This is a genomic window from Marinifilum sp. JC120, from assembly GCA_004923195.1.
In the GTDB taxonomy this organism is placed as follows: Bacteria; Desulfobacterota; Desulfovibrionia; order Desulfovibrionales; family Desulfovibrionaceae; genus Maridesulfovibrio.
The window spans coordinates 135,008-149,503 of the sequence record RDSB01000009.1 but is presented as its reverse complement, the minus strand read 5'-3'; the positions used below and the strand labels follow the sequence as shown (position 1 = coordinate 149,503).

The 14,496-nt window shown below is 48.9% G+C and carries 12 protein-coding genes; 8 read left to right on the top strand and 4 right to left on the bottom strand.

Features of this window, described 5'->3' with window-relative positions:
- Positions 1-59: 59 nt before the first annotated feature.
- Positions 60-1,271 carry a tryptophan synthase subunit beta gene (gene trpB / locus D0S45_10765; protein TIH15668.1) on the bottom strand — a complete coding sequence of 404 codons (1,212 nt, stop codon included), beginning with the start codon at positions 1,269-1,271 and terminating at the stop codon, positions 60-62.
- Between the two features lie 403 nt (positions 1,272-1,674).
- Here trpB and fsa point away from each other — a divergent pair, with 403 nt between their 5' ends.
- A complete protein-coding gene (gene fsa / locus D0S45_10760; GenBank protein TIH15667.1) occupies positions 1,675-2,319 on the top strand; it encodes a fructose-6-phosphate aldolase in 645 nt (214 codons plus the stop codon).
- A gap of 55 nt (positions 2,320-2,374) precedes the next feature.
- Here the strand turns inward: fsa and D0S45_10755 are convergent, their stop codons facing one another.
- Together D0S45_10755 and D0S45_10750 are read right to left on the bottom strand one after the other, a co-directional pair.
- A complete protein-coding gene (locus tag D0S45_10755) occupies positions 2,375-2,644 on the bottom strand; it encodes a type II toxin-antitoxin system RelE/ParE family toxin (protein ID TIH15666.1) in 270 nt (89 codons plus the stop codon).
- Positions 2,628-2,840: a ribbon-helix-helix protein, CopG family gene (locus tag D0S45_10750; GenBank protein ID TIH15665.1), complete on the bottom strand. Its 213-nt coding sequence runs from the start codon at positions 2,838-2,840 to the stop codon at positions 2,628-2,630. The genes D0S45_10755 and D0S45_10750 overlap by 17 nt, the downstream gene beginning before the upstream one ends.
- A 126-nt stretch (positions 2,841-2,966) precedes the next feature.
- Between D0S45_10750 and D0S45_10745 the strand changes: the two genes are divergently transcribed.
- The 5 genes from D0S45_10745 to D0S45_10725 all read left to right on the top strand — a co-directional run bounded on the left by D0S45_10745 (position 2,967) and on the right by D0S45_10725 (position 10,153).
- On the top strand, positions 2,967-4,379 hold the full coding sequence (locus tag D0S45_10745) for a glycosyltransferase family 9 protein (protein TIH15664.1): 1,413 nt from the start codon (positions 2,967-2,969) through the stop codon (positions 4,377-4,379).
- Positions 4,380-4,515: 136 nt separating this feature from the next.
- Positions 4,516-6,252 (top strand): flagellar hook-length control protein FliK, encoded by a 1,737-nt coding sequence (locus tag D0S45_10740; GenBank protein TIH15663.1) that lies wholly within the window; start codon positions 4,516-4,518, stop codon positions 6,250-6,252.
- Positions 6,253-6,294: 42 nt separating this feature from the next.
- The gene (locus tag D0S45_10735; protein TIH15662.1) at positions 6,295-7,032 is read left to right on the top strand and encodes a flagellar hook assembly protein FlgD; all 738 of its coding nucleotides are present in this window, start codon (positions 6,295-6,297) and stop codon (positions 7,030-7,032) included.
- A gap of 73 nt (positions 7,033-7,105) precedes the next feature.
- Positions 7,106-8,755: a flagellar hook protein FlgE gene (locus tag D0S45_10730; protein ID TIH15661.1), complete on the top strand. Its 1,650-nt coding sequence runs from the start codon at positions 7,106-7,108 to the stop codon at positions 8,753-8,755.
- Between the two features lie 525 nt (positions 8,756-9,280).
- Complete coding sequence (locus tag D0S45_10725) at positions 9,281-10,153, top strand: flagellin (protein ID TIH15660.1); 873 nt, start codon at positions 9,281-9,283, stop codon at positions 10,151-10,153.
- 172 nt (positions 10,154-10,325) lie between these two features.
- Here the strand turns inward: D0S45_10725 and rnc are convergent, their stop codons facing one another.
- Positions 10,326-11,033: a ribonuclease III gene (rnc, locus tag D0S45_10720; GenBank protein TIH15659.1), complete on the bottom strand. Its 708-nt coding sequence runs from the start codon at positions 11,031-11,033 to the stop codon at positions 10,326-10,328.
- Positions 11,034-11,061: 28 nt separating this feature from the next.
- Here rnc and D0S45_10715 point away from each other — a divergent pair, with 28 nt between their 5' ends.
- Both D0S45_10715 and D0S45_10710 read left to right on the top strand, forming a co-directional pair.
- Entirely contained in the window at positions 11,062-13,170 is a 2,109-nt protein-coding gene (locus tag D0S45_10715) for a CoA-binding protein (protein ID TIH15658.1), read from the top strand.
- Between the two features lie 220 nt (positions 13,171-13,390).
- Complete coding sequence (locus D0S45_10710; protein TIH15657.1) at positions 13,391-14,458, top strand: phosphotransacetylase family protein; 1,068 nt, start codon at positions 13,391-13,393, stop codon at positions 14,456-14,458.
- Positions 14,459-14,496: the final 38 nt, after the last annotated feature.

Here is a 14,496-nt window from a genome sequence, read left to right as displayed (position 1 = left end):
AAAAACGGCCTGTTCTCTTCAGAGAACAGGCCGTTTTGTTATTAAATGATGGCGAAGTCCTATGGTAATTCAAGTTCGCCTTTAGCTATCATGTCTTCGATCTGGGCCACGTCTTTGTCGCCGCGCCCGGAAAGGTTGACGATGATAATTTTGTCCTTGTCGAGCTGCGGTGCCAGCTTGAGTGCATAGGCAAGCGCGTGGGAGGACTCAAGTGCGGGGATGATGCCTTCGCACTGGGAAAGTTTGAAGAATGCATCGGTAGCTTCCTTGTCTGAAGCGTACTCGTATTGAGCGCGACCAAGATCCTTGAGATGGGAGTGCTCAGGACCGACGCTGGGGTAATCGAGACCTGCGGAAATGGAGTAGACCGGAGCAGGTTCGCCCTGTTCATCCTTGAGCATATAGGAGTTGAATCCGTGCATTACACCCGGCTCGCCAAAGGAGAGGGTTGCGGCGTGATCGCCGAGCTTGAGTCCGCGCCCGGAAGGTTCTACGCCAACCAGTTTAACCGATTCGTCGACGATGAAATCTGCAAACATGCCGATGGCGTTGGAACCGCCGCCCACACAGGCGATGCAGTAATCAGGCAGACGGCCTTCGTCTTCAAGACATTGCTGCCTAGCTTCTTTACCGATTACAGACTGAAAGTCGCGGACCATCATCGGATAAGGATGCGGGCCGACAGCGGAACCGAGCAGGTAAAAAGTATTTTCTGCATCACCGATCCACGCAGTAAGAGCTTCGTCAACAGCTTCCTTGAGGGTTTTTTGGCCGGAAGTTGCAGCCACAACTTCAGCACCCATCATGCGCATACGGAAAACGTTCAGCTTCTGCCTTTCTATATCCACCTCACCCATGACGATGGTACATTTCATGCCCATGAGCGCGCAGGTTGCGGCAGTGGCTACGCCGTGCTGTCCGGCACCGGTTTCAGCTATGATTTTTTTCTTGCCCATGCGTTTTGCCAGCAGAATCTGACCGATGGTATTGTTGACCTTGTGCGCGCCAAGATGGTTAAGGTCTTCACGCTTGAGGTAAATTTTAGTACCACCGAGTTCTTCAGTAAGATTGGCGCAAAGATAGAGAGGAGTAGGGCGACCGGAATATTTTGCGAGATAATACTGGAATTCTTTGATGAAATCGGGATCTTTCCTGTATTTTTCGTAGGTGTCCGCCAGCTCGTTCAGGATGGGAATAAGCTGGTCGGGAACGTACTGTCCGCCGTATTCACCGAAAAAGCCGTCTGCATTGATAGTTGCGTTGTCAGTCATTTTTTCTCTCCTGAATTTTTTTCTACGACAGTGCTGTGCAGGCATAAAAAAACCGCGATCAGTTTTCACTGTCGCGGTTCTATAAAATTTTTATTCGTTACCTGTTTTAAGAACGTAACCTACCGCGACGCATTAGCTGCGCCACCACCAAAAATAAAGTGTAAAGTTGGAGTAAGAAACGTTCATAGTGAGAAAGTGTTTACCCCGGTCCTGTGAAGTTGTCAACTGGGAGGGGGGGCTGGGGTAAGGTTATGTTAACTCACAGTTATTTATGAACATAGTGCTTTTACTCATGTGTAAAATGGGCTATGTAGAAAATAATGGAAGTTGAATTCACAGTTGTTTCGGGAAAATGGATATAGAAAAACTCAGTGATGGCTGACAGTTACCAAGAGAGGTTAATATGGAATTTTTTCTTGATACGGCGAATCTTTCTGAGATCAGAAAGGCCAAGGCACAGGGACTGATGGACGGCGTAACCACCAATCCGACCCTGCTTTCCCGCGAGGGAGGCGACTGGCGCAAGCAGGCCGAGGCTATCTGTGCTGAAGTGGAAGGTCCGGTAAGTCTTGAAGTAGTGGGCGAGAGTGCCCCTGAAATGATCAGCATGGCTGAGGATTTAGCTTCATTCGGTGACAACGTAGTTATCAAGGTGCCCATGACTAACGAAGGATTGGTGGCAACTGAGAGCTTGTACCGCAAGGGCGTGAAGACCAATGTGACCCTCGTTTTCTCTCCGCTTCAGGCACTGCTGGCAGCCAAGGCGGGAGCCACCTACGTAAGTCCTTTTGTGGGCCGTCTGGACGGAATTTCACAGGATGGCATGGGGCTGATCGAGCAGATCCGCACTATTTATGATAATTATGATTTCCCCACCAAGGTGCTGGTGGCCTCCATCCGCCATCCTATGCATGTGCTGGATTCCGCCCTCATCGGCGCGGATGTGGCGACTATTCCATATAAGGTGATCAGCCAACTCGCGGCCCATCCCTTAACCGACAAGGGACTTGCAGCGTTTAATGCGGATTGGGATAAGCTTACTAAGTAGTCTTGCGGGAGAGATATTGATTTGAGCCCCGATTTTGTGTGAGCAGGATTGGGGTTTATTTTTTATAGATTTCTTTTCTGTGGCCTATTGTTAAAACAAGAATTTTTATTTCCTCGCCGCGAATATCGCAGATGATGCGGTAATCACCAACCCGGAACCGCCACAGCCCGCCTTTGTCGCCTTTAAGGGATTTTGCCAACTGCCGCGGATCATCGGTGGGCTGTACTCTCTCCTTTAAAAAACTTATTATGCGGGTGCGGAGACTTTTGTTCAGTCCCTTGAGTTGCTTTTCCGCCTTGTGTGAAATTTCAATTTTCCAGATCAAGACGCTTCTCCACATCCTCAAGAGAAGAAAAAGGCTCTCCGCTTTCCAGCACTGCGATTCCTTCCCGGTAGTCCTCCCGGTCCTCAAGATAGCGGGATAACGCTTCCTGCAAACACTCCTCACGGGTTTTTCCGGAGATCCTTGCCTCATGGTCCAGACGTTGCTCCAGCTCCGGCTCTACACGAATTTCGATCATATTAATATCTCCTTAATAAATGCTTATAATGAAAGTATGAGCATGCGGCATTGCTTTGTCAATTGCTATAATTTCAGCTACTGCACCACATTGGAATTTTCCAAAAGATTCCTGTAGACTGCGCACATGTCCAAACGCCCGATACTTGTTCTTCAGATGCAGCGCATGGGGGATTTGATTTTCTCATTTCCGCTTTTTCTCTGGCTGGAGAGAACCTATCCCGGTCATCCTATCTGGGTGGTGGCTGAGGAGAAGTTTTTCCGTCCGCTCATGCCTGTCAGTCCCAAGGTTACCTATTTCCCTTGGCAAGGGGTGGGTGTACTGCGTCAGAATAAGTATGAGCTGATCGTCAACCTGAGTATCCGTGAGCAGGCTGCGAATCTTGCCGGGGAATTGCATGCCGAATCCAAGCTAGGCGCGGTGGCATCTCCGGGCGGAGCAACCCATATTCTCGGCAATTGGCAGCTTTACCGGGCCAGTGTGGTGGAGAACAACCGCCATAATCTTTATCATTGGGCGGATCTGAATGCCCTTGATTGTATTCCCGTAAGTACTCTTGCCGCTACAAGATGGCCACAGCCGCGCACTCTGCATAAAGATTCCAATCGCATCGGTCTTTTTCTGGGGGCCAGTGAGGAAGCCAAGCGTCCTTCGGTCCGCTTTTGGGCTGATTTGTGCGCAGAGCTTTTGGGGCGGGGCTTGCGCCCGGTGCTTTTTGGCGGTCCTTTGGAGCAGGGCATGGGGCAGGAAGTGGCCCGTCTTTGCAAGGGGCCTGTGCTGGATATGTCTGGCAAGCTTAATTTGGGCGAACTTATTGCCGTGGGCCAGTCTCTGCAACTTTTCATTACCCCGGATACAGGGCCTATGCATCTGGCGGCATGGTCCGGACTGAAGGTGCTTAATCTTTCCATGGGCAATGTGAATCCGTGGGAGACCGGACCATACCAGAACGGACATTATGTGCTTCGTTCTACCATGAGTTGTGCCCTCGGCTGTTGGTCCTGCTCGCGTGATAAGCTGTACTGCCACTCCCCGTTCACTCCTTCGCGCATAGCTGTGGCTGCAAAGCGCATGATTATAGATGACCGGGCCAGTTTGCAGAAGATGAATATGCCGGGGCTGCGCATGTCTCTGTCCGCACGCAATGCAAATGGTTTGTACGGCCTTAACCAGCTAAGCGGTAGTAAGGCACAAGCCGGGGATCTCTTGGGGCTGTTCTGGCAGCAGTATTTTGGTATGGTCTTCGGGCTCTGGGATGCTGCCGAAGCCGAACGGACATGGGATGAATTTGCAGCGCAGAAACCGTCCCTTGCTGCTAAAATGAGGACCCATCTCCCGCGTCTGGGCAAAGAATTCAGCAGGGGGCTGGCCCGCAGTGCTCCGCTGGATGATTCTTTTTGGAACTCATGTCCCTTGGTTCTACGGCAATTTACAGGTTTTATTCATCTTTTCCTGCAAAATAATGACTACAATCGTCAGTCATGGATTCGTGTCCTTTCCTACTATGAACAGCTTGCGGCAATTTTTAGCCGAAGTTGAACAACACTGAATTATTTTCCTTAAAAGGGAATAATTTTCCATCCCGACACTGAATTAATTCCCTATAAGTATTTGTAATATATCTATTTCAGTTTTGGCACGCCTCGTGAATACGTTTAGATCGAGGAGTCAGAAAATGAAAATACTTCCCCATCTCGATCAAAAAAATCAGGACTTGAGCAATCTTCTGGACAGAACGTCTTTGTCTGAAGATTCTTTTCGCTCATCAATGTTCGATAATTTCCTTTATTCCAGCCAGTCCGAAGCTCAGGCAGCGTACCAGCCTGTTCAGGATATCGTGAATGAGGCCAGCTCTGTTTATGAGGATACGGCTTCTTATACCGAATCTGAAGCAACTGAGTACATTGATGAAGCTGCGGAAAGCGTTGCTATGCAGTCTGTTGAAGAACAGCCGCAGGACCTTCAGGTAAGTCGTGAAGACTGGAATGAAATCAAGGAAGAGCTTGAAGAGTACGGCCTTGATAAAAAGGATATCTCCGACCTTGAAGAGAAGGTGATGAGCGAGAACGGGCTTACTTATGGTCAGCTTGTGTCTGAACTTTCCGGCATGATGAAGGGCATGAAGGGAATCTCGCTCAGTCCGATTCAGGAACAGAACCTGAATTCCATTTTTTCTCAGCTCGGTTTTAATCCGGCTGAATCCAAGGGGCTGCTGGCTTCCATCCGTCAGGGCAAGCTCGGTGATGTAGTTGATAAGATGCAGGCCAAGCTTGCATCCATGTCTGATTCCGCCAAGCTCCAGCTTTCTGAAGATGAGACAAAGACATTAACCGATATGTTCAAGCTTGGCGGTGATGCCGGTAAGAAGATTTCCCAGCTGCTCACCGCTGAGGGAGCAACTGTCGGTGATTTCAAGAAAGGCTTTTCGGTTCTTAAGTCCGCATTGGCTCAGCAGCAGGCGGCTCAGGATGCCAAGGATCTTAAGCTGGTTAAGTCTGTTGCCAATTCCCTGCATTCAGCCATGGAAAAAGCTTCCGACCAGTCTCCCAGTACTGTGCGTATGGCCTCCGCTGAAGTCATCAGCGACTCCATGGGTGCGGCCAAGGATGTTAGTGAGAGTGCTAAGCAGGACGCCCAAAATGGCCAGAATGGTTCGAATAATCAAGCTCAGAAAGACGGCAATCCCAATTTGAAGGGAGACTCCAATCCGGGCAAGCAGAATGCCGGACAGTCTGATGATAAGAATTCCAACCGTCATTGGCTGGAGCAGCTTCTTTCAGATTCTGATGATCAGGATAACTGGAACGATTTTTTCGGCAAGCTCACTGATGAGTCCTTTGTGAAGGGCGAAGGCAATCTCAACGGAAATATTTTCGGTAACGGCATGGGAACCTTGCAGAGTGCGGTCAAGTCCGCACAGGTCGGCAAAACCAGCACTATGTGGGAAAATACTGCCCGGTCAAATATTCTTGAACAGGTTCAGGAAGGGATTTTCAAGAATCTTGGCCAGGGACGCAAGCAGCTGACATTGCAACTTAACCCCCATGATATGGGCACAGTTAATGTGATTTTGCAGGTCAAGAACAGGGATGTTCAGGCTACGATCAGGGCGGAAAATCCCGATACAGCGAAAGTTATTGCCGAGCAGTTGGAAGTTGTGAAGCAGGCTCTGGAAGAACAGGGGCTCAAGGTGGAAAAACTTGAAGTCCAGACCGGTATTTCTGACGGTCAGACAGACTCTTCATGGAGAAATGCTCAGGATCATAACAGCGCGCAATATCAGGAGATGATGTCCGAAATGCGCAAACGCTGGCAGACTTTAAGGGAAGAAGGAACCTCTTTGGCCCAGGAAATGCAAACTGTAGGACAGAAGGCACAAATTTCCCAGAGCGGGCTTTACATAGTGGCTTAACATAAATTTAGCCCCGCTTAGTAAAAATAAAGAGGTATAGTCATGGGATACGTAGGGTTCAGTAATATTCTCGGCAGGGCGGAAGCCGATATGGCAGCCAGCAACAAGCCTGAGCATAAAAGTCAGTTGGGACAGGATGACTTTCTTAAGCTTCTCCTTACCCAGATGCAGAATCAGGACCCGGCTAATCCCATGGAAGATAAAGAATACATGGCGCAGATGGCACAGTTCTCCAGTCTTGAACAGCTCACTCAGGTGAACAGTAATATCAAGACCATGATCAATAACGGTTCACAGGAGCAAATGGTTTCCGCAGTGGGCTTCATCGGCAAAGAAGTCAAAGCGGAAGGTTACACCGTAAGCCGTGAAGGGGATAAGGTTAGCAAGATCTTTTACGGTCTTGGAGAACCGGTGGCAAATGCGTTCATCAATATTTACGACAAAAACCAGAATCTTATGCGCACAGTTCAACTCGGCTCGAAGGCTGAAGGGACCTACGAGTTCGAATGGGACGGAAAGAACTGGGCAGGCAAAGATGTACCGGACGGTGTTTACACTATCGCCATGGCGGCGGAAGACGCAAACGGCAGCCCGGTAATGGTTAAGACGGAAGTCAGTGGCGAAGTCTCGGGAGTTGTTTCCGAAGGTGGTCAGCAGTTTCTGCACCTTAAAGACGGTCGTTACATTAACTTCCTCAACATCAAGGAAGTAGTAAGTCCGACGGATGTTACCGACTCATCAAGTGGATCATCTGATTCATCTGATTCATCTTCAAGCTAATCAGGCCAACGGCATGGCCCAGCTTAAAGGATAAGGATTCATTCGCGAGTCAATAGGACTTTAGGAGGTTCTAATGGGTTTATCAGCATCATTATTCTCAGGAATCACAGGTTTGCAGGCACACGGCGACAAAATGTCCGTGCTTGGTAACAACATCGCAAACGTAAACACGGTCGGCTTCAAGAGTGCTAAAATGCACTTTGAAGACGCCATCAGCCAGGACATGTCCACCGCTACCGGTATTGCACAGGTAGGTCGAGGCGTGCAGGTTGGGGCAATTTATGCCGACTATGCTCAGGGGTCATTTGAAACAACTTCTGAGTCCACCGACCTTGCAATCGGTGGTGACGGATTTTTCATAGTCTCTCCCAAGAGTGAAGAGACTTCCTATTACACAAGAGCGGGTAACTTCCGTTTTGACAAAGACGGTTACCTTACCGACCCTCATGGTTATGTGCTTCAGGGCTGGAAAGTTCAGGATGAAAGCAACTCACAGGTTGCCACCGGTTCCAGCGTAAACACCAGCACAGCCGTGCGTACTGTTGGCGTGCCTACCGATATCCGGCTGGAAAATTTTCAGTCCGCACCGAAGGCTACTACTACTGTTAATATGATAACTAACCTTGATTCCGGGGAAGCAAGTCGCTCAACTGACAGCACTGCTCCTTATCTTTCCCTTTTTAATTCTTGGGACGGAGCTGCTGAACCGCCGCTTGGTGATTCCCTGTACGGCTATCAGTCTACTCTCAAGGTTTATGATGCCAACGGTTCTGCTCATAATGTAACCACTTATTTTGATCAGGTTACTCTCAGTAACGCCGGTGGTAAGAAAGTCTGGGAATTTATCGTGACCTGCGATCCCGAAGAAGATGGGCGTATTTCCGATGACGGTGTTAATTTCGCCGGAACTTCCGCAGCTGGCCTGCTCATGACCGGAACAATGACTTTCAACGCTGCCGGTGACCTGACCGGTGTATCTGCCTTTTCCCTTAAGAGTAACGGCGGTACTGCTGCTGCTGACCTCAGAGATCCTGCTGAATGGTCTTTGGCCGAATTCTCACAGGATGGTTTGCCGGTTCTAACTGCAAACTTCCTTTCAAGGTCCAACGCAAGTTTTACTGATGCCAGTAATGATCCGGTAACAATTGAGATGAATTTCGGTTTAACCAACCAGGATCTTTCCGGAACTGGTGCCAACAAAGGTTGGGGAGGCACAACTAATACTACTGCCGCTGACCTTGGAACCAATATTACTGACATAAGCGGTATCCCCAACTTCGGTGATGCGGAAAAAAGTGCCCTGTCCACCACCAGTTACAGCTCCGGCTCCACAACTCTGTTCCAGTCTCAGGACGGTTACACCGCAGGTTTCTTGCAGAGTACTTCTGTAAGCAGGGACGGAGTCCTGACCGGGCGTTATTCCAACGGCCAGATTCAGGAACTTTATGTACTGACTCTCGCTTCGTTCAATAATGACTGGGGACTCAGGCGTGAAGGCGGTAACCTCTTTACTCAGACAAGAGAATCAGGGGATGCTCTGACCGGGCTGCCTAACAGCGGTGGTAAAGGGTCCATCGCAGCCAACTCTCTCGAAATGTCCAACGTGGACCTTGCGGTCGAGTTTGTGAACATGATTACCACCCAGCGTGGTTTTCAGGCGAACTCCAAGGTTATTACTACCACAGATACCATGATGGGCGAGCTTATCCAGCTCAAGCGCTAAAGTGAATGATGTATCCTGAATTGATGCTGAATATATAGGAAAAATCCTTCTACAACCTCCGCAGACGGGATTGACTCCCCCGACTGCACAGGTACCCGGGAACCCCACAGCCGAAAATGCCGTTTCGGATGTGGGGTTCCCATTTTTTTTGTCTTTTGGATTTCGTCTTAAGAAATGTTTTTCCAAGCGAACTTTCCCTAAGCTTCTTAATGTTTCTGTCTCAGCATTGTTGTTGGTGTTGGCGGAATAAAATTCCTCCAGACTAAATGTTTTGACGCAAAAAAAATAGATATAACGGGTTCTTGTGTGTCTTGTGGGACAGCTTTTTCCTGTTGCTCTGAAAAATGACGGTCAACACCCCGGCAGGGCGGGAAAAAATTGACTCTTGAGCTGGACATTAAGAAGTCTAGACTTTATTTATATATATAACATGTTGAAATATTGGAACAAGATGCTTTTGGCACGTGCCCTGCTTAAGGTTGGTTAACAAAAACGGAATTTTGTGAACTACAAGGAGGTTCAGATATGTCCTTAGTCATTAACCACAACCTTATGGCAATGCGTGCCTCGCGAAATCTTCAAGAATCGTACGGCAACCTTGGTACTTCTACCCGTCGTCTCTCCTCAGGTTTGAGAGTCGGCACCGCAGCTGACGATGCTGCTGGTCTCGCAATTCGTGAACTTATGCGCGCTGACGTTAAATCCCTTAACCAGGGTATGAGAAACGCCAACGACGCGATTTCCATGATTCAGACCGCAGACGGAGCACTGCAAGTAATCGATGAAAAGCTCATCCGTATGAAAGAGCTCGCAACTCAGGCATCCACCGGTACCTACAACTCCGATCAGCGCCTGATCATCGACTCTGAATTCCAGGCCATGGCTTCGGAAATTACCCGTATCGCCAATGCTACCGACTTCAACGGTATTCACCTGCTTAACGGTAACCTTTCCGGTGGTGCAGGCTCTCATGATGGCTCCGGTATCCACTCTACCGGCCCGCTGAAGGTCCACTTCGGAACCGGTAACGACTGCGCGGAAGATTACTATTATATCGCAATCGGTAAATCTACCGCTTCCGCACTCGGTGTACAGACTTCCATCTCCACCCAGCAGTTGGCTCAGGAAGCTCTGGATAAGCTCCAGCAGGCAATTATTTCTAAAGATAAGATTCGTGCGAATCTTGGTGCCATGCAGAACAGGTTGGAAAATACCATCACCAACCTTTCCATTCAGGCAGAAAATGTTCAGGCTGCTGAATCCCGCATCTCCGATGTGGACGTAGCAACTGAAATGACCGAATTCGTACGTAATCAGATTCTCACTCAGTCCGCGGTAGCGATGCTCTCGCAGGCTAACTCACTGCCGAAGATGGCAATGCAGCTCATTGGCGGCTAAAGCCGCTTGAGATAATCGGGTGAAGATTAAGGACTGTGGAGGCGATTGATCACCGCCTCCCGGTCCTTGAACTATTTTTAGGCATAAAAAAGCTGAAACTCACGTATATCTGTATACGTATCGTTCCAGCCTTTTTTTTGACTGCCTGATGGGTAGGACCTAAGATGGAAAATTAAGAAAGGTCTGTTTCGTCCTCAGTGAGATAGTCCAGAGCTTTTGCCGCAGCGATCTGCTCGGCTTTTTTCAAGCTGGAACCTTCCGAATCAAATGATATCCCGTCCGGGAGATTCAGAGTTACCATAAATATTTTTTCATGCTCGGGGCCTTTGGTTCCGGTCAGCACGTAGGTCGGGCGTTCTTTGTATTGTGCCTGAGTTACTTCCTGCAACTTGCTTTTGAAGTCTTTGGAGCTTTCAATCTTGAAGGTTTCAGGCCACTTGCCTTCAAATATTCTCATGATAAATTTCTGGGCTTCAGCGTAACCCCCATCCAGAAATACCGCTCCGATAACCGCTTCCATGGCATCTGCCATGAGGGAAGACCTTGTTCGGCCGCCTTGTGCTTCTTCGCCCTTACCCAGCTTCAGGAAGGCGTTGATTTCAAGCTCATGGGCAATGGTAGCAAGGCTTTTCTCTTTGACCAGCTTGGATCTGATCTTGGTCAGCTGGCCTTCATGGGCATCCGTGAACCGCTTAAACAGCTCTTCGGTTACACAGAGTTCCAGTACTGCATCACCTAAAAATTCCAACCTTTCGTTGTCTTCAACTGGTTCAGACTGCTCATTTGCCCAAGAACTGTGGGTCAGTGCTGTGGCTAAATGCTTGACTTGAGAAAATCGATAGTGGATACCTTGCTGGAGGCGAGAGAAATTTTCTACCATACAACCCTGCTTGAATTTATATTAACGAATGTATTCATACTCATGTTTAAAGGCCTTGTTTGAGCCTAAAGCAATTTCCGTAATCGGTGTTACCGCCGATCTCGAGGATAAGGCCAGTATTATTGCTGCCAACCTTCTTGCCTCTGGATATAAGGGAAAAATATTCCCCGTCAATGGGGAAGGGGCCCAAGTTCACGGTCTTGATGCTTTTTCTTCTGTGTCTGAGTTACCCCGCGGGATCGATCTGGCCTTGATCTGCCTTTCTCCTGCTGATGCAATTTCAGTTTTGGACGATCTTTCAGAGATTCTGGTCCGGGCTGTAATTGTTACCAGCGGCGGTTACGGGGAAACAGGACGTGAAGGTTACCGTTTGGAACAGCAATTGGCAAGAACTGCCAAGAACCATGACATGATTATTCTAGGTCCTAATTGTATGGGACTCATGAATTCTACTTTGTCCCTGAATGCCAGCCTTGATCCAGATTTTACTCTCAAAGGAAATATAGCTTTTCTTTCCCAGTCTGGAGCTATGTGTAGTACAGCCCTTGACTGGGCTAACAGTGAAGGTGTTGGGTTTTCAAAATTTATAAGTCTCGGTAATAAAGCTGCGCTGGGTGAAGCTACAATGTTCAGCTATCTTGCCAATGACGATGATACAAAAGTTATTGTCGGTTATTGCGAGACTCTCAAGGATGGTCAGGATTTTTTACGCACGGCCTACGATACTACATTCAAGAAACCGTTGATTCTATTGCGGGCCGGGGAAACTCCTTCCGGTGCAAGGGCTGCTTCCGCTCATGCCGGACATTTGACCGGGGCCACCACCGCATACAACGCAGCTTTTAATCAGACCGGGGTCATGCAGGCTGTTGATATTGAAGATATGTTCAACCTTGCCCATGCCTTTTCCTGCCAGCCTCTGCCGAACGGTTCTAACGTGGCTATTGTGACGAATTCCGGCGGTCCTGGTATTCTTGCCACTGATATGGCTGAAAAGGGCACTTTGAATATTTCCCGGCCGTCTTCCGCCACTCTTGAAAAGATGAAGGACGTTCTGCCACCTTACGCTTCCCTGTACAATCCCATTGATATGCTTGGTGATGCCAATGCGGATACATACCACCGCGTGCTTCGTGCTGTTGCCGAAGATGATGTTTTTCATTCCATTCTGGTGATCCTGACCCCGGCGGCAAATATTCTTGATGATGTGGAAAAAGTTGCCGCAGATATTATCGAGCTGGAAAAGGAATGCGACAAGCCGATTCTCACCTGTTTCATGGGTGATCATTCGACCAGAAAAGCACGCAGGATGCTCCGCGCTGCTGGAATTCCCTGCTATGAATTTCCTGAAGCCGCTGTCCGCTCCCTTGATGCCATGACCCGTTGTTACCGCTGGCAGAAAAAAGATTGGCCCATTGATGTCTGTTTCAGGCGTGATTATTCCAAGGCCAAGTCTATTGTGGAAAATTGCCGCAAGACCGGACTTACCGAGTTGGTTGAGCTGGATGCCCAGCAGTTGGCTTCAGCTTACGAGTTGCCGGTTCCTGAAACTGTGCTGGCCCGTACTTCCAATCAGGCTGCCAAGGCTGCCAAACGGATTGGTTATCCCGTGGCACTTAAGGTTGCTTCGCCGCAGATCTCCCGTAAGCAGGAACTCGGTTTGGTTGTTACAGATCTCAAGACTCCGCAGGAACTGCGTAAGGCCTTTATGCAAATCACTACCCGTGCGGCTAGAAGGTGTAAGGATTCCTACATTACCGGGTGTCTGGTGCAGGCCATGGGACCGAAGGATGCCCATGAAATTGTGGTCAGCTTCAAGCGTGATCCGCAGTTCGGGCCGCTTATAAATTTTTCCCTTGCGGGGCTTCACGTGGACCTGCTTGGTGATGTATCATCACGTTTGGCTCCGCTGGCACTTAACGACGCGCAGGAGATGATCCGCGAGATTAAAGCTTATCCCATTTTAAGAGGGGTACGCAACGGCACGGCAGTTAATCTGGGTGCGCTGGAAGATGTGCTGCTCATGGTTTCTCAGATGGCATCCGATCTGCCGGAGATTCAGGAAGCTGAATTTAACCCGGTTATCGCAGGACCTGACGGAGCGGTTGTCGCTAACATGAGGATGACAGTAAGTTAGCCTCCGGCGGCTCTGCCGAGGGCCTTAAACCCTTTTGCAAAAGGGTTTGTTCCACTGTCGCTATCTCTAAGACTCGCGGGAGACCGCTTGCCTAAGAGCTAGTGCAAGAATCCCAAAACCTTTTATTAGGGCTTCGCCGCTGTTGTTTCGTGACTTTTCCTGTTAATTAATCATATTAGTTTTCTCTTAAGATTTTTTTATGGATTAGAAGGAGGACGTTATGTCCGGTTTATATATAGGATCTACTAGCGGCTATTCCGGCAAGAACATGATTGTCATGGGCTTGGGTTTGCATTTTCAGAAGCAGGGTATCAGCCTTGGGTACATGAAGCCCGTGGGAGCTATTCCTGCTGAAGTTGACGGCAGGCTGGGTGATGAGGATGCCTTCTTTATTCAGGATGTGCTCGGCGTTTCCAATCCTCCCAACGTTGTTACCCCGGTAGTTGTTACCCACGATTTCAAGGTGCAGGCCTTCAACGGTAAGGTTGAGGACCATGTTCAGCCCATTGTTGACGGTTATGCCAAGATCAGCGCGGGCAAGGATCTCACGCTGATTGCCGGGTCCGGTTCCATGTATTCCGGCAAATATTGCGGAGTGGATGGAATTCATCTGGTCAAGACACTGGGCGTTAAGTGTGTGGTAATTGACCGTTTCCAGAAGGAACTTAATTACGACTATCTGGTGGTGCTCAAGGAAGCACTGGGGGATAACCTTGCAGGGGTTATTCTGAATGACATTCCTCCGACCTTCATGGATGAGATAACCACTCTGATCAAACCTTTTCTTGAGCGCAAGGGCGTCAAGGTCCTTGGCGTGATTCCCAAAGACCCGCTCATGGGCACTATCAAGGTTGGCGACCTTGCCGACCGCCTCGGCGGAAAAATTATTACCGCCCATAACTGTAAAGATCAGCCTGTGGAAAGTTTTCTAATCGGAACCATGCAGGTGGAGAACTTTATGACCCACTTCCGTAGGCACCGTAATTCAGCGGTAATTGTCGGTGGTGACCGTTCGGACGTGCAACTGGTGGCCCTTGAAGGGGAATGTCCCTGTCTGGTGCTGACCGGTAATCTTTATCCTAACGATATCATTTTGACCCGTTCGGAAGTTTTGGAAACTCCCATCATTGTGGTCCGTGACGATACTTTCAGTGTTGCCAAGAAGATGGAAGATATCCTTTCACGGCACAAGTTGCGTGAATCAGCCAAGATCAAACATGGCGTTGAATTGGTGGAAAAGCATATTGACTTCACCTATCTCAAAAAACAGCTGGGTATGAAGTACTAGATTTCTGCTTTCAATATGAATTGGATAAGGGAGTGCTC